Here is a 22,416-nt window from a genome sequence, read left to right on the forward strand (position 1 = left end):
ATATTAGTATCTTTTTCAATTTTTGGTGATGAGCGCAATGAGCAAGATAGGCAGAGATAATACGGCTCCTAAGAACATGAATTGACTTGAAAAGAGCAATAGATGATTAAGGTTTAAAAATATCTGGCTGTAAGATATTGAAAATACAGTGATTATGATGGCGCCGATAATAACAAAATCAAATACGCCTCTTACTGCAATTTGGATATCTGCGACACTTGGCAACATGTATAGAGTAATTGAGGCGAGCATGTATAGACCCAAAAGAAAGAGTGTATCCACCTGACTCATCCAAAGATTAATTGCATAGTAATATTCAGTGACCGAGTTGGCTTGATAAAGCACATCAATCAAAAGAGAGTACTCGGTGACTTGGCTCGCTGCATAAAGTAGTAAAATGCCGAAGGGGAGTGGTGCAATGGCAACCAAGATAGATTTAACACCAGAACCAAATCCTCGCGTGGGAACGAATTCGACGTAACCAAGCCGTGCATCGGTTGGTGTTGGCATCTGGAATAGCTTAACTTGCACAACGGGAAACCCAACTAGTTTGCACGCTAAGTAATGTGCAAATTCATGGGTAGGTGCGCCAATACAGCCAGTCGTAAAATAGATAGCACTTCTGATTTTGCTGCGAGCTATGGCGAGTTGAATTAGTACAATGATTGCAACAGCAATGATAAATTGAGTCATTTTTATAACTCCTTCTGCTTACCTCTTACTTCCATTTTAAACGACTGTGGGGGAACATAAGGCTGCTAACAGGACTAGATCATTCGTTTTTAAAAAAAATAGCGAAGTAAGTTCCTAACTCACTTCGCTATTCAATAATCATCTTCCTAAGATGATTATTCCATCGCCCGATGAAATAGTGTATCGCCCAACACACTCTAATAAGTGCTACTTTGAACACTCATTAGAGTGTGTTGAACAATACTCAGACAATGGTTTCAGGTTTAAAAAACCAATGTGGCAGTCAAGGACTGATCGTAGTTAATGAGAACGACACCCAACTAAGGCAAGATCAAAAAATGAAATGAATCATTAGAAGAAAAGCTTAGATTTTAGAAAACTGGTTGCTTGTGCATACATTCAATGTAGTAACAAAACTCGCATTTGTCCACTATCATGCAGCATCTTATAGACTTGTTTATATGGTTGGATATACAGTGAAGTTTGCCTGTGCGAAAAAAAGCCCCAAGTCATGATTGAGGCTTATTCAAGGCACTTTCTTTTATCGTGCCGAGGGTAGTTGGCAAGAAAAAGTCGAGTACATCGGGCGACGGTAGTTGAGAAAACCTACTCAAAAAATAATAAAACTCCCACTTCCATATGGAAAGCTGTTGAGGTTTTAACGCCAGCTCATAACTCCGTCGAACCAGAACTAACCTCAGTTTTTCATATAGCTGTTTATTACTGGGCGTAACTCTGTAATTCCTGTCACGCCACCAAATTTCGTATCCTCAACAAACATGGTTGGTGTTCCTCGTAGGCCAAGCTCTGCAAATAAACGATTATTTGCAGCAAGTTGATCTGCGATTTGTTTAGAGTTTGAAACATCGATGAGTTGTTGTGTATCAATGTCTAAAAGTTTAGCTAACTTGTAGGATTTTTCCAGTGATGGCGCACTCATGGACATAAGCTCTGTATGGAATGCAGGGTATTTTGTTGAATCAATTTGATTTACAGCCAAGGCGACTTTAGCCAATTTTTCTGACTCTGGACCTAAAATAGAAACATCTTTGAAGACTACTCGAACATTAGGATAGTCCTGAATGATTGTTTTCATCGTTTTCATATTCGCTTTACATGCACCGCAGCGATAATCAAAAAATTCCACCAATGAGACTTCACCCAGTCGATTGTGAACCGGTGTGTTTTTACCGTGATACAACTCATCCTGCAAATGAGCAATCTTGGCAGCTTCTTGCTGTCGCTTTTGCTCATTGGCATAGATCTGAACGGTTTTAATTCCCTTCATCAAGATGGTTGGATCATTAGCTAACGCTTCATTTAGCATTTTATCAAATTGCTGTTGCGTCATTTCATGCGCAAATGATGTAGTTGATACCGTTAGTGTCGAAATTAGAAAAATAAGAGGTTTGAGCTGCATGGCGGTCTATCCTTAATTTAAGTGGTTTACTTAATTTTAGATAGGCTGAAGATGCCAAACCTGTGCTAACAGGACCAATTGACACTAGTAAGACGATATTTTTACTGGTTAACCAGATAAAATTGAAAATTAGGTTCAAATGGTCTATATTGGTAGGATAAAATGAGCCGTTAAATTAGTGAGGCTGTTATGGTTGCGACAACAATCCAAACATTTAAACCTAAATGTGGACCAAAGAATAACTTCTGGTTTGCACTTGGCATTGAAGATGCAAGAACGGATGCCGTACATCAAGGCTTTAAACCTAAAGTATATAAAAACATTATAAAGAGAACACAACTATCACAAATTGAATTTCATCATGTAACTCATATTCCTGTGAGTACTATTAAGCGCAGATTAAAAAATGACGAACGTTTCACAACGCAAGAAAGTGATGCTATTTATCGATTAGCCATGTTGATAAAGCTTGCTACTGAACTTTTTAATGATGAAAAACGTGCGCTTGAATGGATGCGCGAGAGTGTTTACGGTCTAGGAGGTAAAAGACCTTTAGATATGGTTTCAACCACAGTAGATTTTGAGATAGTGAAAGATTTAATCGGGCGAGTTGAGCATGGAGTGTTTTCATAGTGAAGTTGTATCGATTGACACAGAAAAAGTTTGCTGACTCGCCATTTAGTCCTATCGGTGCAAAGTTATATGGTGGTAGATGGAACTCAAAAGGTACTGAAGCATTATATTTTGCTGAATCTGAATCGTTGTGTGCGCTTGAAGTGTTCGTCCATGTTAATAATGATCCGACTATAATAGATCAATATGATTTATATCAAATTGATGTGCCTGAAGAATTAATTGTTAAGTTAGATCTTGATGACCTACCTAAATCGTGGCGTGCAATTCCTGTGAGCGAAGATACGCAATTCATTGGTGATGAATTTTTAAACATCCCCGATTCTCCATTTGCCGCTTTACAAGTCCCCTCAATCATATCGCCTAGAGATAATAATTACGTCATAAACCCTCACCATCCTAAAATGAAATCAATATTTAAAAATTCTAAAAAACTTACTTTTACATTTGATCCGAGAATTTTTAAATAGAAAGGGTTTTTGTATTGATTAATGAGGAGAATATGGCTCCCACTAATGAGAGAACATAATTCATAATGATAAGCCATTAAACATACCTTTGGATAAAGAGGAAAACGGTCGTGTCGCAAACCAGTTGAATAAATGATAATGTTCCTCAGCACTAAAAGTAGACACCCAATTAAGCTTATTCTGCAGTTACCAAACCTCTGCTAACATGCCAAAATGAGGGTAGTAAGATATTTTTGTTAATTATCAAAAACACCCATCAAAGATGAATTCGGCAGGTATAAATTCAGTTAATCTGAAAATAAAAGGAGTTGATTTTGATTTATTACCTTCTTTTTCTGCGTATTACTTGATTTTATATATCGGCACTTAGGGCAGTCACTACCTCTACTTGTTCTATGAATAATTGAATCTTTCCATTCATGCCCACAATTTCCTGTCCACCATACTTTTATGCCAGAACCAGGCGTAAATTGTTCAGGGTATAGATTGTTATTTTTAACTTTATGCCATTGTTTAGCTAATTGGGGATATAAATTAGCTAAAGACTTATCATAATCAATGATTTTTCTTTCTGCATATTGTCGATTGAATTCGGTATTTGCTTGCCAACTATTGTTTTCAAGGTACTGATTGATGGAATGAATTAAGTTCGGTGGTATTAAATCATTACTTTTCATTAAATTTAACATTAAGTGTATATGTATAGGAGCAAAGTTTTTTTTAGGCACATTAAGACATAAACCACCCAAAGCTGGAAGACCATCTTCCCGAAGACGAATTAATGTTAATTTGCCCAATAATATTTCATTTTTATTTATGTCTCTCGACTTTTTATCTTTATGCCAATAAAAACCGTCATACTCTATGCCGACATTTATATCATGTATATAAATATCTATTTCTTGACCAAAAAGCAAAGCCCTATGTTCAACTTTATTAAATATAAGACTTAATTCTGTGAACAATCGCAATTCAGGTATTGACCATACTGGGTTACACTTTGGGCATCCAGTTCCTCTGTTTCGATGGTTGACTGTAGCTTGCCATTCATGATCATTACCTCTTGGACACTTCCACCATACTTTTTTCTTACTAAATGGTGCAACATCATAGGGTGTTAAATCACCATTTTTTGTTGGATGCCATTGTTCTGATAATTTTTGGGAAACTGAGCCTAAAGAGTTTTCTTTTATCAATATCTGGTTAACACAAATAGGACATCCTTTATTATTAGCTCTATTATTTATCTTAGCTTCCCATTCATGAGTACTATTCTTATCACACAACCACCAAACTTTTTTTGATGAGCTTGGAAAAACATCAAATGGTGTTAAGTCATCATTTTTAGTTGGATGCCACTGTTTTGATAGTTTTGGGTTCGTAGAGCCTAAGCTATTTGAGCGAACCAATAATTGATTAGAACAAATAGGGCAACCACCGCCTTTAGTTCTGCCCTTGATGCTGCCTAACCACTCATGATCATTGCCTTTTGGACACTTCCACCATACTTTCTTCCCTGAACCGGGTGATAAGTCAAATAATGTTAGGTTATTATTTTTGGATGGATGCCACTCTTTTAATAAGGTGGGAAATAAAGCACCTACACTATTACAAATCAGGCATTTTTGATTCTTCACCATACTTTTTATTGATCTTGACCATGTATGAGCTTGGTTCTTTTGACACTTCCATAAAAATATTTTGTTTGAAGTACTACTGACATCACATGGATTAATCGGGGAGTTTTCATTAGCCCAGAATTTCGCTATCTCAGGGTGTGTATAGAGTAAACTTGTAGACTTTACAATTAGTGTACCAGAACAAATTGGACATTTTGGTGATCTTACTCGATCAGAAACTCTAGCAATCCAGATATGATCAATTCCCTTATCACATCTCCACCAACCTCTAATATCTGAACCAGCCTTAATATCTGTAATGTTGACGTTATTATTTAATTTTGTATCCCATTGTTTAGCTAAACTCGGATGTGTGACTGATAAATTGTTATATTTAGTTGCACGTCTACCTGAACAAAATGGGCAACCAGAACCCTTAAACCGGCTTACAACGGATGCTTGCCAAATATGCTCACTATCTTTTGAGCATTGCCACCAGACTTTTTTTTCTGATCCTGCAGATATTGAGTCTGGGGTAAGTGAGCCATTCTTCTCAATATGCCATTGATTTAAAAGATTTGGTTTCTCAATAGCTAATGATTTTCTTTTCATTGATTCTTACCATAAAGTATATTAATGTTACGGTATTTTATAATATAAACCGTTACGTTTTATAGGGGGGATTTTTATGAAAAACCCGTTTCAAAAACCAAATAAACACTTTTCAATGAGAAAAGGGGAGTTAACAGCTGATGTATTCAATACTCAAGAGATTATTGATGCTATTAATGATGAATATCAGAATATAGAGATGCTCAATATACTTAGAGAACGTATTGTTAACTACATCAACAATGGACTTTCTGATGCAGACATTAATGAAATAAATAATAAGTTAGTTAAAATACACTATTCAAAAGCCTTATTATCAGATGATCTAATGATTCAGAATAATGACTCAAGAGTTATATATATAGCGCAACTTGATCAACTAACCTCTCCCGATATTTATGCTATAAATGAATTTGTAAAACTGTTAGAGTTAAATGCACTTGATAAAGTCAAAATTTGTCAATTGGATAATTGTCAGAAGTTATTTATAGGAAGGCCTCAAGGGAAATGGTGTTCGGATAGTTGTGGCAGTAAAAATAGAGTAAGAGTGAAGCGAAAAAGAGATTCTATTTGAGTTTATGGCTCCTTTGCAGGAGCACATAAGGTTACTTATTGCGTAGATAAGTTGTTTTCGACCAAATATTGCGGAAAGTGAGCGTTACCAAATTGGTTTAATTCGTCTAACCAATCTTGGCTTTTACTACCTTCATTAATATCAGTCGGTGGCGTAAAAATGCTAACTCGCGTAAATGGATGACTAGTGGCAATTCTATCAGCAAGAGCTTTAGCTGCTCTAGTCCCTTCACGCTGGCCATTTGCTTGATTAACTCGATCTTTATCAGCAAAGATAAGTAAATCTGTCACAATCTCAGGTACATACATCTTTTCCATGATTGTACTGCTAATGCCACACCAAACGCCGATACCTTCGATATTTTGGATAGCAAGTCCAGTCTCAGGTCCTTCGCATACTGCTAGTACCACTCGTTTATGACCAAATTGGTCATAGCAGATTGTGGGTTCACCTAAATGGATGCTCGCACCTTTGCTTTCAGCAACAGGACTGCACTGCATCTTAGCGTTCTCTAAACACTTGGCTTTGTCTGAGCCATCTGATTCAAGAAAAATACGGTGCATTGATATTGCTTTTAAATCAGGATTCACAATATAGAAGACCAGTCCCGGCAGATTTACTTTATTGCCCTCTTTGTCGTACATAAACAATGATGGATTAAAGCCAACAGTTTCCGGTGCATAGTCTGTCAAACCGCGACTATTGAGATAATTCAGTGCTACTTGAGAGTCTTTGGCATAAATACAACCTTGTTCAACTTGGCTGATTATCCAACGATTTTTCTCCAATTGCGCTTTATTTATCTCCTCCCATGATTTTTTAGGGGCAGCTGTATAATGAGATTGTTGATGACCTCGAAGTGCTGAACGCTCCTCGCCAAGTATCTCCAATATCACTGATATCGCTTTGCCTTTTGAACAGTTTTCAAGTAGTGCTACCATGTCAATTCCATCGCCTAGACGACCAAATTGGTTATGATAACCGCCACCATTCTGCTCCCAATCTTTGTAAAACCGAAATACAGTTTTACCTTGTTTTGAAAAAGGGCATGGTACGGCTTTTGACTGGCCACCATGACACTTATGACGCGCTTGGTCGAGGTCTGGATACGCTGAAAATACACGATCCCAACCACCATGACGACTCACCAAATTTTGAACTTCTTGTACTGTTTCTCTAAAATCCATGATGCCTCTCAATGTATAAAAAGAGGGAGCCCTTGAGGGCAAATTTACCCTCGAAGGTTGTTCGTAAGAACAAAGTAACTGTACTTACGAACACAATGCTCGATTTAAATAGAGATACTTTCCAACAGTCGATTTTTGACAATATCAAACATCAGATCTGGTAGTTGCTCAATGTCATTAAGCACGACGAAGTTCTCTAATCCTTTATCCTTTCCACAATCTAATTGAATTGATGCAACATCAATATTTAGACGATTCAAGTAATACGAAGCGGCTTCCACATCACGCTCATCACACTCCATATCAGTAATGACGAGGATCTGCTTGCGCGGAATGTCTTCAGTTAGTTTTTCAAACTCAAAACTCGCTTTTTCTAAAGCTGAACCTGTATCCGTCCCACCGCGACTATCAACACTGAATGACATTTCAGTGATTCTGTTTTCAAATGCGCTATGCACTTCAAAAACGGTGTCGAAGTAACACAAACTGTATGGAATATTTAGTGATTCTAATGCTTTAGCAATTGCCACAGATGCGACATTAGCTGTATGCATATCATCAAATCCCATAGAACCTGAACGGTCAACCAATAGCAAAATCGCACTTTTACTGGTTTCAACCTCATTTTCTTGGTAGAAAATATTATTGTTACCAGCAACGACGCCAGCCAGAAGATCTGCATCAAAATCAGAACCACTGTCATCATAGTTGCGAGAAACCATTTCCTTCGACCACATCGCAGATTCAATTTGAGCCGCGACTGGTCGAGCAAGAGCTTCACTTTCAGAGTCAATAACACTGTGCCAAACATAATCCATATGACGATTTATCTCAGATTGAGATGCGCCTGGCTTATTATATTGTTTGAGTGTTTCATCACTGACATCTTCACTTGCTTGCGCATCTATGGCTTCGTTCATTACATCATGTAAGTCAGTAAAATCCTGTCCCATTTGGTGCAACTCATCCTTAGATAAGCCTTTTTTGCAAGTAGATGATTGGTTGCTATCGTCATCAGAGCTTGCAGATGCATCGTCTTCACCTTGATCATTATTCTGATCTTGATTTTGACTATCATCTCCAGTTCCATTTGATTCTGATTGCTGATCACCTGTTTCGCCAGAAGGGGATTTATCTTGACTCTGTTCATCAGATTGCTCATCTTCATCAGCTAATTGGTTAAGAATTTCAATAACTCGCAAGGTTTCTGCGATGTTATTTTCTGTACTACCTAAGTCGCCCCATGTTTCCATGCGCTCCTCTACTTCGTCCAAGACCGACTCTGGATAACCGTTCTCAACAAGTAACTGTTTCGCACGATGACCTTCATCGATTAACCAAAGCTGTCCAGCAATCGCTTTTCCGCGACCCGTGTAAAGCAAAAATGCTTGTAGCAGGCTTGGATCGGCATGATCACGCTTGGCTGAAACAAAGTAACCTTCTTTAAACAAGTTTTCAGTCATTTCCAAAAAGGTATGATATGTACCACCATATTCTCTAATGACCTCTGACTCAATAAAGCAGTCCTCAATGATATTTGAGAGAGCTTTTTCCAGCGGTGTAGCCTTCTTCAGAAAGTTCATAACGTCTGTAGAGAAGTTGGTATGTTTTTGGTGACCACCAATTTCGTGCGTCACTTTTGCTTCGATTAAACTTGCCCACACCTCGTCATCAGGTTGCCCGGCATTTAACCAAAGATTTGTACCATCTGTCGCACATGGACCATTGTGAAAAAAGATCTTACAGTCTTTATGGGCATGATGGATGTTCATGATTGTACGAATCGTTTCAAGTGCTCGATAGTTCATGATATTGACCTCTGTATGATAGGTATAAAAAAAGGCAGCTCAGAGAGCCACCCATTTTTTTGGAAGGAAGTTAGGCATTAATAATTACCAATCTTGCTCTTTACTCCAGTCCATCTCGTCGTCATTCGACGTTACTTCTGGAATGTTCTGTGCTGATGATGACGTAGTCGTTGTCGGTAGTGGTTCATTTTCTAATGAATCCATTTCAACGATAGGCTCGTCAACAGGTGCAACATGTTCAACAGCGATGCCGTTGCGTAATTTATCAATGTCTGTCAGATTTTCGAGTAAAGCATAGAAATCACTAATTTGATGGCCTTTATAGCAAACAACGCCACCAATCTTCTCAATTTCATCGTCGATTTCCTCGACCAATCTATCCAACATTTCATTGTCCAAAGACAAGTTGTAGGCATAATCTCTAACATCACGAATGAAGTTGGAAATTGTATTTTTTCTCAAGACGTTCTTACCAATGATGCCTTTCATGGTACTTTTTGAACGCTTGATAATCACTTCTAAGAGATTATCTTGGAGAATACTGATCGTGCTTTCTGCATCATTTTCCAAATATGGCTTTAACGCTATAGATGGCAAAATGGAGTAAGTAAAACGTGAGATAAAGTCCTCTTTTCCAAGCGTGTACTTATCTATCTCAGTGACAAGATCAGGATTTTCAGCTTTGTAGTCATTCATAATCGAGTCATAGTTTTGCTCTAAATCATCAACAACTTGGTAAAACTCGGACTTTTGCTCCTCTAGTTTTGCGATTACTTCGGAAAGCATCGGTACTGGAATAGCTATTAATCGTCCGTATTTGACACCGTAGGACTCGATTAGACGGTTGGCACGCTTCGCAAAAACACCATAAAAACCAAGCATTTCTTGCGGGAACCAAACCACTTTTCCTTTGCGTGTTCTGTTTTCTGATAACTCATGTCCATCAACGACATTTTTAGCATCGCGTAAAACTCGCTCGCCTGAAATGCCAGTTACCTTCACATCAACAAGAACCAAACCATCCTGTAGAGATTGACGATTTGTTTGATTGATACTTTCAGTCTGATCATGAACAATTGCATTGATATCAGTATTATTGATCTCAGTCATAATAATTAACCTATTGAATTAGTTAAATTACTGAGATTTACTCCCGACTGGGAGTAAATCCCCAGTGGGTAGTTATTGAAGTAAAAATTAAATGATAAGTTCAGCTACAGTGTACGATTTAGTCGCACCCGTTGCGTGATAACCTTTGTTTAACTTTTCACGTTCTTTCGAATTTAAATAGTTATTCGCTTCGCTTTCACTATTAAACTCTTTCTTATGCATTCGGTATTTAGCTGCACCTGTTGCACCATAGATAGTGAAACAAGTTGTACCGCGAACCACACCTGCCCAAATTTTGTCAGATCCGTTATCTTGGCAACGAAGTAAGTTGAACTGTAAGCTCTCTAAATCTTCATCATCGACGGGATCAACTGGGTCAGTTGTTGATTGCACATTTTGTTTAGCTGCATTTTTCAAATCGTCATACCAGCCCCACTCATTATCGAGAAAATGGCCAGCAGGCAAATTGAAAGCTTGATCAGCTGTCATCAAAATGTCATCTCGCAATTTTGGCTCACAACCAGATAAGAAAATCATTTCTAATGACTCTCTTGGTTTAGCTTTGCCACCAATGCTCAAGTAGTACATCCAACTCATCAATAATCGAGTAGAGAACGCGACGGTAATCGACGACTTTTCTTCCGCTCGACGAGATTGGCCAAGCATGGCATCTCGCATCATGTTGGCAAATTTCACGATAAGTTTTACCGAGTGCTTATTTGCTTTTAATTTAGGGTAGCGAGTGTAAATTGCTTTTGTTTCATCGGCTGGTGAAAGGTAATCAAACCACAACACACCTGCACGATTACGAAAAGCCGTAGACCAACGCTTACAAGCTGGATAAAGTCCAGAAATATCACCACAACCAGGCGTGTTGCCAGTGGTTACAAAGCGATAGTTTGGATTGGGATAAATCAGCTCTCCTGTGTCCTCAAGCATCCAAGGTTTGTTCATTTCTGATGGCAGGTGCATCTTCGCAATAAAATCTTGCGATGACGTATCCGCCTCATCTAAAATCAACAATTTACCTTGAGACATGGCTTTAGAAACAGGACCATGAACAAACGAAGTTTGACCATCCTTGAGAATCCAACGACCTTGCATCTTTTCTGGACGCATGGTTGGATTACAAGAGACAAACTCAACAGGCCAATTAGTCTTAGCTGCAAACCATAACCAGAATTCTGTTTTACCAGAACCAGAAGGTCCGCAGGAATGGAGAAAAATTGGTCGTTCAGGACTAAAGAACCACTTAATAACGGAAACTAACGTGTCTTTATCAGGCATGTAGTTTGGATTAACGCGTGGAACGTCAGGATGCGTATGTTTTGGGATAGTTACCTGCATACCATTTTTTGGTGAGATAAACCCTTTAAACACATCACGCAGCATGACAGTTTTAGTTTCTGAATAATCAATAACCGCATTTTCTTGCTCTACTGTAGTAGTATTCGTATTTAAATCAGACATAGTATTTACCTATTAAATAACGTGAACCAATCGTTCTCAAAGAGCCTAAAGGCTGACTTTGATAACTTTTGGTTATTTATAAACGGACAACTAGAATTAGCTGTTTGTGTTTAGGAAGGACTAAGCGTTGTCGAAATAGTCATATTCAACTAAGTCGGCTATACGCTTTGCTTTTTGTTTTAACCGCCAATCGCCACTGCGCTTTGCAGATCGAAGAAGGCGCAATGAGCGCCTTCTTTTATCGGTAGCGGTTGACGAATTATGACGACGCATAACTGTTACCTCTACTGACGAAATTGACCTTGATTAAAACCATTTGCTTGAGCTGCAGGTTGAGCATTGCCTTGCTGTTGCATTGGAGCCTGATTAACAGGTTGGTGCATTGCAGGTGGTGTTTGAACAGGAGCTTGCTGATGCATTGCTTGTTGATTCACAGGCGGTTGCATTGCAGGGGCTTGCTGTTGCGTTGGAGCTGACTGTTGCGTTCGTGCAGATTTAATTGCATCGAGTTCGGCTTTGGGAATGTGATGAATAACGCGATTTAGTCGAAAATCATTAGTAACAACTTGGTTACCGTGCTGATCTTGGTACTGAGAAGTTCGCACTTCAGAGTCAACTAATAGCAAATCACCTTTTTGTGGTAAGGTCTTCATCATGTTGCCGTTGACAACTAAACGAGTCCAAACCGTAGGCGCATCTTGCCAGTTTCCGTTTTCATCTTTAAACGAGCGGTTTAATGCAATAGAGATATTACTAAAGACATTATTCGCTGTTTGTTTTGTCTCTACATTACCGACATTACCACCGAGTAAATAATTATTGGCAGTAATCATCGACGCACCATCATTTGCTAAATTTGCGTAGGTATTGGCATCAATATACGTCTCAAATTCATACACATAGTGGTAGTGAACTTTAAACTGACTATTGTTGTTACCTTGCGCGTCAAAAGCATCAAAATAAGTACGAGCAATAACAAAATCACCAGCTTTTAACATAGAAAAGCGAGGATTCGTGTTTGGAACGTAGAGCGTTAATGAACTTTCAATACATTTAAGTTCATTGTTTTGTGTGTAATAAACACGATTGAGTAAATCAATCGAAGCAAAACCTTCAAAGTGTTGAATATCAAGGATTTGACCAGATAGACGACCTGAGTTTACTTTTAAATTACGCATAATATTTACCTTCTTATTTGATAAAGTACGTCAGATAAGAAGCTTCTTCCTCCCAATCGGGAAGAATTTCTTCTGCTCCGACGGAGGTTTGTGTCGCAATGCGACGGTTGGCAGGATATTTAGTCCTGATGACAGTTAGCTGCAGTCACAACAGTGTGTAAACATTGACCGTTGGCAAGGCCAAGAGGATCGCGTTTACGATTGAATAAGTAAATTATGGCAGGTGAAATGAGGAGAAAAGTCATCTAACAGGATTAAAACGTTCTGATTTTGGTTTAGTTAATGTCTAATGCACTATAACCAATTTGGTATGAAAAAATATAATAGCAAACGTGATACTCCCCAATCAGGGAGTATCAACGCTAATAAGTTACTCATTAATGAAGCTAAACAATGAGTATATTCATATTCATCAGACGATGGTCATTGACAAAGTTGAGTTCATCAAGAGTGAAAAACCCTTGATCAACGTAGAGTTTATCAACTGACAGTTCTGTACATAGATCGAATAATTCACCCACAAACAACGAATTACAATCACCGTAGTTGTGCAGTGTGTTATATGTGACTGAATTGAGCAGCGTTTGCACGCGATCATCAATAATCACATTCTCATTTGATAGAGCCAGAGCTTTATCAGAAAAATTTAAGCTATTCATATAAACCTCTAAACTTTCAAGTTTGATAAGTATGCAAAAGCTAAAAATTCTACATATTCGTCGTAAAAATTTAGGTAATGCTGCTCACAGCCAGTTAAAGCACAGTGGCAAACGTCATTTTGATAAAAGATTAGTTCAGGACACTCAAAACTATCTCTTGTTGTTAAAAGAAGATCGTTAAAGTCATCTTGATATTTTCCGCCATCCATCACTAGATGATATTTAGCTGCAACAGCATTACTCTGGACAGTAGCGAAATTATCGTATTCGCTGATAATACCGATTTCTCCTTTTAGCTTGATTTGCACGCCATATGACTTGTCATGACTAAAGAAGATAAGCGTTGCATCAAAATCTGGTAAAGATAATGATACGAGGCCATCTAAAAAAGCGTAGTTTCCTTTAATGTGGTCAAACTTATCGTTAGGTAAACCATTCTTTAGCTTGCCGTATTGTGTGTTCAATTTAGCTGCAAGGCTATCTATATCAATATGCTTACCGCGATTTTCCAATTTGGGCAAACGGTAGCGATATGGATGCTTAACAAACGAGTTAATACTAAAATCTAGATCATCAATGTTCATTTTGTTACCTCGCTTAACTTGGTTGATTCAGTTAGTGTCTCGATTAGTTGCAGTTCAAATTTTGGCGTAGCTTTAACGGTTGTTAAAAAGCCTTTTTTGACCGCTTCTTCAATTGACAATTGCTGACCAAGTAATTGAATCAACTGATTAACATCAGTGAAATAGATATTATCTTTGGTGTCTGAAAAGATAATTGGAACAAGGTACTGCTTCCAGATGAATGACCAAAAATAGCGATTACCATAGCTATCGACCAGATATTCAGCTTCCGTCATGAGTTTACCAACTACTTTTAATTCATCCTCATTAAGAAGTGAAAGGTATAGTTCTGGTAAGTTCATCGAAGCGATATAAGCATTCAATTCAATGGTATCTGTTGAAGTCACGATATTGCCTTGGCCATCGTACATGACGGTTTTTGCAATAACGGCCCCTGGCTGAATACTGTATATTTTTTTGTTGACCAATTTGGTCAAGGGAGTGTTTTTATCAATTGTCTTGATTTGAGATGCAAACATAGTTGCCTCCTTATCAAGCAGATCTGAACCTGCACAAGCAGGTTCTTCACTGCTCATGGCGGTTTTTTGGATAGGATTTACATAGGTACGGTTAAATATAAACAGTAACTAATGGTTGCGATGAAAAGATAAAAATAAGCCATAATTTTGCCCATTTTAAAGCATTTAAATAAGCTAATTCGTCACTTCTTGCTCTTAATCCTTCCTTTTTGGCTGTTTTATTTAGCTTTTCTAAAGTTAGATAAACTAAATTCCAGGCCAGAATATTGACCCAATCCAATAAGTGGGGAAATGTCTCACCAAATATCATCAACTCGGTCATTGCAAAACAGAAGTCAGTCAGAAAAATACCAACGACCATTAGAAAAAAATAACGGATATTGATAAGCGTCAGGCTCGAATCTGGATACAAATAAAATCGAATCATATTGCATTGATAGATATTGATGGCTTTCAAAAATAGAAAATTCATAGGTAAAACCTCACTATTTTAGGCATACGACGAGATCATCATGCTGAACACCAAGTTTCATCATGAGACTGATTAGATATGTATTAATCTCTACTGGTTGAATGTGTTGGCGGCGAATAACTGTGTTGAAGTCAGAATTGCTAGATAGCAATGTTTCAACGGTTGTATGCTGCACATCACTCTTGATTACAACTTTGAATGTAATATTTCTTGCATAAACAATTGTTTCAAGCGCACCAGAGGAGGATGGAGTGAAAACGATATTAGTCATAATTAGCACCCCCAAGAAAAGGTAATCTTTCGCTTACTAGCTCATAGATTGACTTATCACGAAGATACATTGCTGTACGTTCAAAAATAGAAAAACCCATTTTATCGGCAATATCAGCAGGAATTATGATTGTTCTCTCGCAGATAAACTCGCCAGTACAAGGAACAACAGATACTTCAAATCGCTGTCTTGTTCGATGGTTAATCATTAGCAAGTTTGTTTTAGTGTGAAAGTAACGACAAAATGTTTTTGGGTTAACTTTAACAACGTGTGTTGACTCATCAGTGATCGCTTGAGTAAAAATATGCTCTGTACGACCCGTTATCTCAACGCGAATTGCTGGACGCGGGATGTCACCGGGTAAAGTTCGACGTATGGGTTTATTACGAAGTAACTTGGAGGAGTAACTCATTTTAGCCTCACTTATTTTCATAAAAAAAGAGAGACCTATCCCGAACGGGAGGTTGTCTCCCTGTGGGGTTGTTGCAATGCGACCGATGGCTAAATAAGCGCATCTATCGAAGTTGAAATGATTTCTTTAACAGCCAAACATCTCTAATATCACATCTAAAAGTGACTTTGTTTCCGTTGGCTTTTCTTGAAAAGTAATCGTTGTATTCGTCATAAATGCAAAGTTCATTTTATTCGCAATTTGGACGGGTAATATGACAGTTTTCTCACAGATATTAAGATCTCGATAGGGTACAACAGAAACTTCAAACCGTTGTTTCGTATCATGATTTATCATCAGCAAGTTATTTTTGTCTTTAAAGTATTGATCAAAAATCTTAGCGTTTACTTTGACAACATTTGTTGTAACATCAGTGATCGCTTGAGTAAAAACATGAGCTGGCTTGTCTTGATAATCAATCTGATTAACAGGTATCAGGATTCCACCAATAAAAATGCTTTTAACTGGACCAAATTTTATAGAATACTTCATTTGTAGCCTCACTTATTTCATAAAAAAGAGAGACTTCTCCCACTATTGGGAGAATTAGTCTCCCCTGCGGGTTTATGTCACAATGTGACGGATGGCGAGATATTGAGTCTCGATGGCAGTTAGCTGCAGCCACAACAGGGTGTGAACATTGACCTTCGGCAAGGCCGAGTGGATCGTATTCACGGGTTAATGTATTAAGTTTGGCAGATGGAAAGCATCAAAATCTCATCTAACAGGACTAAAAGCTTCTGATTTTTGTTGAGTTACGGTGTTTGAATATCAATTTGGTAAAAACCGTCTGACAATTGTGTGGACTCTGGTTTAAGTAAATGATGAGAAGGAAATTGAGAGCATAGCTCCATGATCTGTTTGATATTCGTTCTCAGGACCAAAGGGATAGGTTTTATCAACTTTTTATTCTCAAAATGGCTGTTTATATCTTTTGTCTTAATAAAAATGAATTTATTCTTATTGATGGCTGACAGATTGGGCTCAGGGATAAGAAGAAGCGTCGTTGACCAGGCACGCTCTATCTCGCGTAAAAGATGCACTATGTTGTCGTAGTCATTATCAAACTCAGGCTTAACTATCTCACTAAGCTCTATCACTTTATTGAGTAGTTTTTTGTCTTTCTTGGCTATTTGCAGGAGCGTCTTGATGTCTTTTTTCGCTGATTTATAGCATGGCTTAGTTAAAGCTGATTTTAAAAATGCGGTGACTTGCTTAGTCTGCTCTGCTTCAGTGGTGCCATGTTTTAAATTGATCAACATCTTTATCAATAGATTATCAATTAATTTCTCAAATTGGTCAGTATATGGCATATTAAGTGTTCATGGTGTTTAAGTTGTTAAATTGTAACATATTTAATAGCAATTGAACCTTACTTTTCAGGCTTGCCTTGCAGTGTGTAATAATCGGCCCAGGCTTCTAAATATTGAATAAACATTGATGGCTTCTTATAAGAGAACAGTATTTTTAGTTCTTGTTCGGCTCTTGTCATACCAACATAGAAAAGCCGCACTTCTTCATCAAGGTTATCGTCTTCGTCCTTCTTTTTAGGGATAGTATCTTCGTTCACATTAATGATATAAACCGTTGAATATTCTAGCCCCTTACTTGCATGGAGGGTCGATATAACTAAACTGTCGTCGCTTGTTGTTCCTTTTTTCATTGGCCGTATTATTTGCTGATATAATGAAGATGTTGCTTTCTTTATTGACTTAGATCCTTTAAACCTATCTGTGATGATGTCACTAACTATTTCTAATAATCGGATTTTGTCTGTTTCTCGGAACGCACAAATCAACGGTATGAGTTCAGCATGGAACTTGGCAAGATCAGCTGGTGAAGCGGTGTCACTTGGCAATTCCAATGCCAGTTTTTGAAGCAGTTTTTGTCCATCTTTGTTTGCGGTATTTTCAAATATTAACTGAACAATATCGGCAAAACTTTCATTATTAAGAGCAACATTCACTCTGCTAATCATGTACTCGGGATAGCGAAAATAACTCATTATCTCTGTAAGTAACCTTTTATCTTTATGAACGAATGTATACATTATTTTGATAAAATATTTAACATCTAACTCATCTAAAAGAGCTTTGCCACCGAGCCGTTGATAATCGGTCACATCTTCAAGTAAAAGCCTTTTTTCAAGTAAGGTAATTTCTAGGTTGGTTCTGGCCAGTACTGCATGATTTTTCGTTGTTGGACTTTTCTTTAATAACTTGGTTAAACAAAAGTACATGTCGCCATCCACTTCATAGAGAGAAACTGAACCGTCATGATCAAGTGCTGAGTGCAGTGTTTTTTCATAACGAAATGTATTTATATTAATAATTTCATTTGCAGCATCTAGTATACCTTGGCTGCATCGATAACACTCTGATAGATAAAATACTTCAGCTTTACTTCTATTTTCAAACCTTGTAAAAGCCTGATTTCCAAGTGAGTTTCGAAATTTATAGATTGCTTGATCGTCATCGCCACAGGCGAATAAGTGAGTGCCACCATGTTGTTGCAGAACAAATTCAAGCTGCAGTGGATCACAATCTTGGAACTCATCAATGACCATGTGGGTCACGCCATAGAGTGTTGATAGTGTAGGTATAGAACTATTCACCATACCATCAACCACCTCTCTCATTATTACGGACAAATCAATAACTTTCTCTTTTTTTAGTAAGTCACAATAGACTGTCCAGAATTTAAGATACTCAGATAATTCAGCAGTAGCCTTTACTTGACCGAACCTGTCAATTAATAGCATAGCTTCTTCCAGTCCGAGTAGTTCCTCTGGTTCATCTGCATTATAGATAGACGCAGCTCGTTCGATATAAACATAGGTATCAACACCTAAAATTAACCGGCGCGGTTTGTTGTATTTTTTCCAGACCTTGATGGCCAATGAGTGAAAGGTGGTCGCATCAACTCGACGTTTTTGATGGGGTAGTAGGTTTGCTTTGAGTCTCTCTTTCAGGCTATCAGCAGCAGCTCTAGTGAATGAAATCATTAAGATAGAGCTATTATCATTACTTGTAATTTGTTTTATGGCATAGGCGATAGATAAGTGACTCTTACCAGAACCAGGAATTGCAACAACGAGAGCTGATTGTTCAGCGTTGACGGCAGCTTGCTGCCCTTGATTTAATCCCATAACTTCTACCATTTAGCCATACATAGTAAAAGTATAAGTGATCGCTTATCCAAGAAGCCGAACTAACAGGATTATTTCATCATTATTTGGCAAGGAAACACTAACTTTAGCGCAGAGAGGAATTGCCACCTCGATTTGTTGTGTTAGTGTTGTAGTTCGGGAAGATAAGCTAACAACGTTCTTTTTAAGGTTATTTGACACGTTTAAGCCATACGGTAAGTTGTATACGGTAGGTTTCTAATTGATGGTCATTATAAGACAAAAGTGCTTTAGGTTCGGTTATTTCATTGTTACTTATAGCTAAGCATCGGGCTTTATTTTGCTCCCATTCCGCTTTCTCTATGACTGTTGCTATTTTTCCTAGAAAAATAACCTGCTCAATAAAGGAAAGTGAATTCTCTTCATGTTGATACTGAAAGTGTAATTCTCCCAACTTATCAAGCAATTCATCTGTTCTGGTTAAACGTGTATGGATTGGGGGGCCCATCTTTGACATATAAGACTCCACGGTGTTATTCGTTTTTAGTTATTATTTAGTGTAGTTAAGAAATTGAAATTATTACAATCTTAGTGAAATACGCTTTCTGATTTTTATACGAGTAAAAATAACGAATCAATGAAGATAGAGAATTGAGAATTTAATTACCAACATTACCCATAGACCCATTGGCATACTTGGCTAATAATTAAGCCTTAGTGCATCTTGCTTCATTGGTGGTTGATGGTATGGTAATTGATGAAAAATTTATTGATACTTTTAAGAAGTATGGAAAAACTATTTCTATTCCAGAGCGGAAGAATATCATTACGCCAGATATGAAAAATTGTGGTGTGTTCTTGATTTTAAGAGGTAGTTGCAAGGTATGGTTAAGTGGGCCTGAAAATAAACCACTTACTTTATCTTACCTGAATAAAGGTAGCTTTATCGGAGAATTAGCATTTTTAAATCCTCACCATCAATCTCGGCATCATGTTACTGCAATGTCAGATTGCATCTTAGTTTTGATGGGCGAATTTCAGCTTAATGAATTAATAAAAAAAGAGCCTATGCTTCTTTGGGAAATCAGTCAGCAAGTTGCGGTCAAATTACGTAAGACCTCTTTACATGCAAAAATCTTAGCACTCGACAATGTGGCTTCTCAGTTATATGTATTATTACAAGAGTTAAGTTTGGGTGATGATTGTAAACCTCACACTGCTGGAGTGCTTGTTCCTACATCAAGAAAAAAATTAAGTGAAATATTGAGTTGCTCTTTTGATGCAGTCTCTCGCGGGATGACATCGTTAGAATCTCAGGGGTTTATATCCAGACGTGGAAATAAAACGTTGCTTTATCATAGAGATGAGTAGTTTATCATGTTTACATTGTTAATTTTTTGATAATGTTTCTAGTTTATTTGAATAGGGAATTATTAAGAAACATGGACGCGATAATATCATAATTTAAAACCTATCAATTATATATTAGCATTGCACTTACGCTAGTCGTATCAGTCATTGTCTTTGAATATTACCAGGATAAACTGAGGATCACATTGACAATCAGTTCTAATGCTTTTCTCGCTTTAATCAATGCAAGATCCGGTGCGGATTCCATGTTATCTCTAATGCTTTTAATTTCTTTAGCAAGCTCTGGTGATTGATGTGCAATATCATGGAGTATGTTAGTCATTTTTTATTCCCCTTTTGATTGCGCATGATTAATAAAGTTGATTTACTTATGCTCAAGCAATGTCAGACACCCTATCCTTCTCCAAGTGGTTTAGCTGCAGCAGTTGAAGGTTTCAGCTTTGATATTACCCTTGTTGACTGGTGTTGCTTGGTTTGTTGCTATAAAAGCTGGGCTTGATGCATTTGTATTATATTTGGATGATAAATATTTTTACATTCGTTAAGGCGATAAATAATGAAACCCAATTTTAATCTATTCTTAGCTCTACTTATATCTGTATTATCTTTTTCAGCTACAGCTACAGCTACAGATAACCAATTTGAATTATGTTCAAAGATAACCGATCCAAATAGCTCTCATAATTCAGACTACATAAATCAAATTACAAAAAAATATTATTCATCTGGTGATTATAAAGCAGCCCCAATTCCTAAAGACTCTCAACTTTCTTTAGAATCTAGAGTCGAATTAGTTACAGCAAGAATGTCAATGATGGTTTCTGCACATGCTTTTGGTGGTCGACCTATGACAAAAGAAGAATGCCTACAGAATATAGCAACATCAAGAATGGTGTATATGAACATGTTTGAAAATAAACAGTTTATCATTAATGCCTATAAGACTATAGATGAACCATATAGTAACCGTGAATTGTTAAATACACATCTTCAGCAGCTAAAAGAAAGTGATAAAAACTATAAGGAAAGTGGCAGTAATGTAAATATATCAATAGATATGTGCACTATTATCTCTGAAAAACTATCGAGTGATACTAATACACCGTATATGAATATGAAAAAAGATGAAGTTCAAGAAATTTGTAATTTTTATTACCAATAAGTTATCTTAACAGTAACTTCTCGGTGTTTGTCAAGGTAGTTGGCACTAGTTAGTTCATTCTATGCTGCTTCTTTTTCTGGGTTTAATGTGATATTTCCAACCGGTTTTAAGTTCTGAATATCCCCAGACCAACGTTCAGGATGTGCAGCTTTTGCTGCAAGAATAACTTTCTTTCGTTGAAATAAAATGCTCCTATCTTTTCCTTCATGCCGTTCATTTGGTGTAATGTATTTTATCTGGCTATGCTGATGCTCATTGTTGTACCAATGTACAAATTCATTTGCCCAATCTCTAGTTGCGCTTAAGCTATTGAATCCCTCTTTTGGCCAGGAATGATGATATTTTACTGTTTTAAACAATGACTCTGAATATGGGTTATCATTACTGACTCGAGGGCGATTATAAGATGAAGTCACGTTAAGTGACTCCATCTTTGCTTTCATTGTCAATGATTTCATCGGTGCACCATTATCTGAGTGCAAAACAAGTGGCTTATTTAATATTTTTTCACGCCAATATGTTCGTTCTAATAACGCTGATGCATACTCGCCATTTTCACATTCATGAACCTCATACCCCACTATTTTTCGACTGTAGATATCAACAATCATATACAGATAATAAAACATTCCCTGTACTTGGGTTTTACAATAAGTAATATCCCATGTGTAAACTTGATTTGGTCCTGTGGCGGTATAAGTGGTCGGTGGTTTGCGTTTTATTGCCTTTTTCTGACGTCCGCGATGTGTTAACTGATTATTTCGTTTTAAAACACGATAAAATGTAGAAGGTGATGCAATATAAACGCCTTTATCCAATAACTTAGGGTAGATTTGAGATGGAGGTAAATGTGCATATTCTTCTTGATTACACACATCAATAATTGCCTGCTCTTCATTTTTTGTTAGCTTATTAGCGGGCTCAGGACGAACTGCTGTTGCACGATTATCATTGATAATCGTGCCTTTAATGAACCATCGGCGATAAGTTCTTAAACTTATTCCCGCTGTTTTACAAGACTCAAACG

General features: G+C 37.4%; 25 protein-coding genes. 5 read left to right on the forward strand and 20 right to left on the reverse strand.

Translation table 11 applies throughout. The features are described 5' to 3' along the window. Positions 1-15 precede the first annotated feature (15 nt). Both L0B53_RS19190 and L0B53_RS19195 read right to left on the reverse strand, forming a co-directional pair. Positions 16-693 (reverse strand): hypothetical protein, encoded by a 678-nt coding sequence (locus L0B53_RS19190; protein ID WP_235062375.1) that lies wholly within the window; start codon positions 691-693, stop codon positions 16-18. Between the two features lie 697 nt (positions 694-1,390). Next, complete coding sequence (locus L0B53_RS19195; protein ID WP_235062376.1) at positions 1,391-2,113, reverse strand: DsbA family protein; 723 nt, start codon at positions 2,111-2,113, stop codon at positions 1,391-1,393. A 189-nt stretch (positions 2,114-2,302) separates the two neighbouring features. Here L0B53_RS19195 and L0B53_RS19200 point away from each other — a divergent pair, with 189 nt between their 5' ends. Together L0B53_RS19200 and L0B53_RS19205 are read left to right on the forward strand one after the other, a co-directional pair. Continuing rightward, complete coding sequence (locus tag L0B53_RS19200) at positions 2,303-2,746, forward strand: antitoxin Xre/MbcA/ParS toxin-binding domain-containing protein (RefSeq protein WP_235062377.1); 444 nt, start codon at positions 2,303-2,305, stop codon at positions 2,744-2,746. Next, positions 2,746-3,216: an RES family NAD+ phosphorylase gene (locus L0B53_RS19205; protein ID WP_235062378.1), complete on the forward strand. Its 471-nt coding sequence runs from the start codon at positions 2,746-2,748 to the stop codon at positions 3,214-3,216. The genes L0B53_RS19200 and L0B53_RS19205 overlap by 1 nt, the downstream gene beginning before the upstream one ends. A 287-nt stretch (positions 3,217-3,503) precedes the next feature. On the opposite strand, the gene L0B53_RS19210 is transcribed toward L0B53_RS19205, so the two are convergent. Then, on the reverse strand, positions 3,504-5,447 hold the full coding sequence (locus tag L0B53_RS19210) for a zinc-ribbon domain-containing protein (RefSeq protein ID WP_235062379.1): 1,944 nt from the start codon (positions 5,445-5,447) through the stop codon (positions 3,504-3,506). Positions 5,448-5,523: 76 nt separating this feature from the next. On the opposite strand from L0B53_RS19210, the gene L0B53_RS19215 reads away from it, so the two are divergent. Next, positions 5,524-6,021 (forward strand): CGNR zinc finger domain-containing protein, encoded by a 498-nt coding sequence (locus tag L0B53_RS19215; RefSeq protein ID WP_235062380.1) that lies wholly within the window; start codon positions 5,524-5,526, stop codon positions 6,019-6,021. A 35-nt stretch (positions 6,022-6,056) separates the two neighbouring features. On the opposite strand, the gene L0B53_RS19220 is transcribed toward L0B53_RS19215, so the two are convergent. The 15 genes from L0B53_RS19220 to L0B53_RS19290 form a co-directional block, all read right to left on the reverse strand. Beyond that, the gene (locus L0B53_RS19220; RefSeq protein ID WP_235062381.1) at positions 6,057-7,208 is read right to left on the reverse strand and encodes a toprim domain-containing protein; all 1,152 of its coding nucleotides are present in this window, start codon (positions 7,206-7,208) and stop codon (positions 6,057-6,059) included. A gap of 104 nt (positions 7,209-7,312) precedes the next feature. Beyond that, a complete protein-coding gene (locus L0B53_RS19225; protein WP_235062382.1) occupies positions 7,313-9,016 on the reverse strand; it encodes a vWA domain-containing protein in 1,704 nt (567 codons plus the stop codon). An 84-nt stretch (positions 9,017-9,100) separates the two neighbouring features. After that, positions 9,101-10,126, reverse strand: a complete 1,026-nt coding sequence (locus tag L0B53_RS19230; protein ID WP_235062383.1) for a DUF3150 domain-containing protein — start codon at positions 10,124-10,126, stop codon at positions 9,101-9,103. 87 nt (positions 10,127-10,213) lie between these two features. Continuing rightward, entirely contained in the window at positions 10,214-11,596 is a 1,383-nt protein-coding gene (locus L0B53_RS19235; protein ID WP_235062384.1) for an AAA family ATPase, read from the reverse strand. Positions 11,597-11,880: 284 nt separating this feature from the next. After that, positions 11,881-12,774, reverse strand: coding sequence for a single-stranded DNA-binding protein (locus tag L0B53_RS19240; protein ID WP_235062385.1), 894 nt, complete (start codon positions 12,772-12,774; stop codon positions 11,881-11,883). A 386-nt stretch (positions 12,775-13,160) separates the two neighbouring features. Further along, positions 13,161-13,433, reverse strand: coding sequence for a hypothetical protein (locus L0B53_RS19245; RefSeq protein WP_235062386.1), 273 nt, complete (start codon positions 13,431-13,433; stop codon positions 13,161-13,163). Between the two features lie 8 nt (positions 13,434-13,441). Continuing rightward, a complete protein-coding gene (locus L0B53_RS19250; protein ID WP_235062387.1) occupies positions 13,442-14,017 on the reverse strand; it encodes a hypothetical protein in 576 nt (191 codons plus the stop codon). Then, positions 14,014-14,592 carry a hypothetical protein gene (locus L0B53_RS19255; RefSeq protein ID WP_235062388.1) on the reverse strand — a complete coding sequence of 193 codons (579 nt, stop codon included), beginning with the start codon at positions 14,590-14,592 and terminating at the stop codon, positions 14,014-14,016. The genes L0B53_RS19250 and L0B53_RS19255 overlap by 4 nt, the downstream gene beginning before the upstream one ends. Before the next feature lie 34 nt (positions 14,593-14,626). After that, the gene (locus L0B53_RS19260) at positions 14,627-15,007 is read right to left on the reverse strand and encodes a hypothetical protein (RefSeq protein ID WP_235062389.1); all 381 of its coding nucleotides are present in this window, start codon (positions 15,005-15,007) and stop codon (positions 14,627-14,629) included. Between the two features lie 13 nt (positions 15,008-15,020). Beyond that, positions 15,021-15,278, reverse strand: coding sequence for a hypothetical protein (locus tag L0B53_RS19265; RefSeq protein WP_235062390.1), 258 nt, complete (start codon positions 15,276-15,278; stop codon positions 15,021-15,023). After that, positions 15,271-15,690 (reverse strand): hypothetical protein, encoded by a 420-nt coding sequence (locus tag L0B53_RS19270; protein ID WP_235062391.1) that lies wholly within the window; start codon positions 15,688-15,690, stop codon positions 15,271-15,273. The genes L0B53_RS19265 and L0B53_RS19270 overlap by 8 nt, the downstream gene beginning before the upstream one ends. A gap of 126 nt (positions 15,691-15,816) precedes the next feature. After that, positions 15,817-16,221, reverse strand: coding sequence for a hypothetical protein (locus L0B53_RS19275; RefSeq protein WP_235062392.1), 405 nt, complete (start codon positions 16,219-16,221; stop codon positions 15,817-15,819). Positions 16,222-16,484: 263 nt separating this feature from the next. Further along, on the reverse strand, positions 16,485-17,042 hold the full coding sequence (locus L0B53_RS19280) for a DUF2913 family protein (protein WP_235062393.1): 558 nt from the start codon (positions 17,040-17,042) through the stop codon (positions 16,485-16,487). Between the two features lie 59 nt (positions 17,043-17,101). Then, positions 17,102-18,877, reverse strand: coding sequence for a UvrD-helicase domain-containing protein (locus L0B53_RS19285; protein ID WP_235062394.1), 1,776 nt, complete (start codon positions 18,875-18,877; stop codon positions 17,102-17,104). A gap of 190 nt (positions 18,878-19,067) precedes the next feature. Then, entirely contained in the window at positions 19,068-19,373 is a 306-nt protein-coding gene (locus tag L0B53_RS19290; RefSeq protein WP_235062395.1) for a hypothetical protein, read from the reverse strand. A gap of 230 nt (positions 19,374-19,603) precedes the next feature. Between L0B53_RS19290 and L0B53_RS19295 the strand changes: the two genes are divergently transcribed. After that, positions 19,604-20,227 (forward strand): Crp/Fnr family transcriptional regulator, encoded by a 624-nt coding sequence (locus L0B53_RS19295; protein WP_235062396.1) that lies wholly within the window; start codon positions 19,604-19,606, stop codon positions 20,225-20,227. A 160-nt stretch (positions 20,228-20,387) separates the two neighbouring features. Here the strand turns inward: L0B53_RS19295 and L0B53_RS19300 are convergent, their stop codons facing one another. After that, complete coding sequence (locus L0B53_RS19300; protein WP_235062397.1) at positions 20,388-20,549, reverse strand: hypothetical protein; 162 nt, start codon at positions 20,547-20,549, stop codon at positions 20,388-20,390. Between the two features lie 234 nt (positions 20,550-20,783). On the opposite strand from L0B53_RS19300, the gene L0B53_RS19305 reads away from it, so the two are divergent. After that, positions 20,784-21,389, forward strand: a complete 606-nt coding sequence (locus L0B53_RS19305) for a hypothetical protein (RefSeq protein WP_235062398.1) — start codon at positions 20,784-20,786, stop codon at positions 21,387-21,389. A 59-nt stretch (positions 21,390-21,448) separates the two neighbouring features. Here L0B53_RS19305 and L0B53_RS19310 read toward each other — a convergent pair. Beyond that, a partial coding sequence (locus tag L0B53_RS19310) for an IS3 family transposase (protein ID WP_235062399.1) occupies positions 21,449-22,416 on the reverse strand: 968 nt, incomplete at its 5' end.

The sequence above is a fragment of the Vibrio sp. SS-MA-C1-2 genome, assembly GCF_021513135.1.
GTDB lineage: Bacteria > Pseudomonadota > Gammaproteobacteria > Enterobacterales > Vibrionaceae.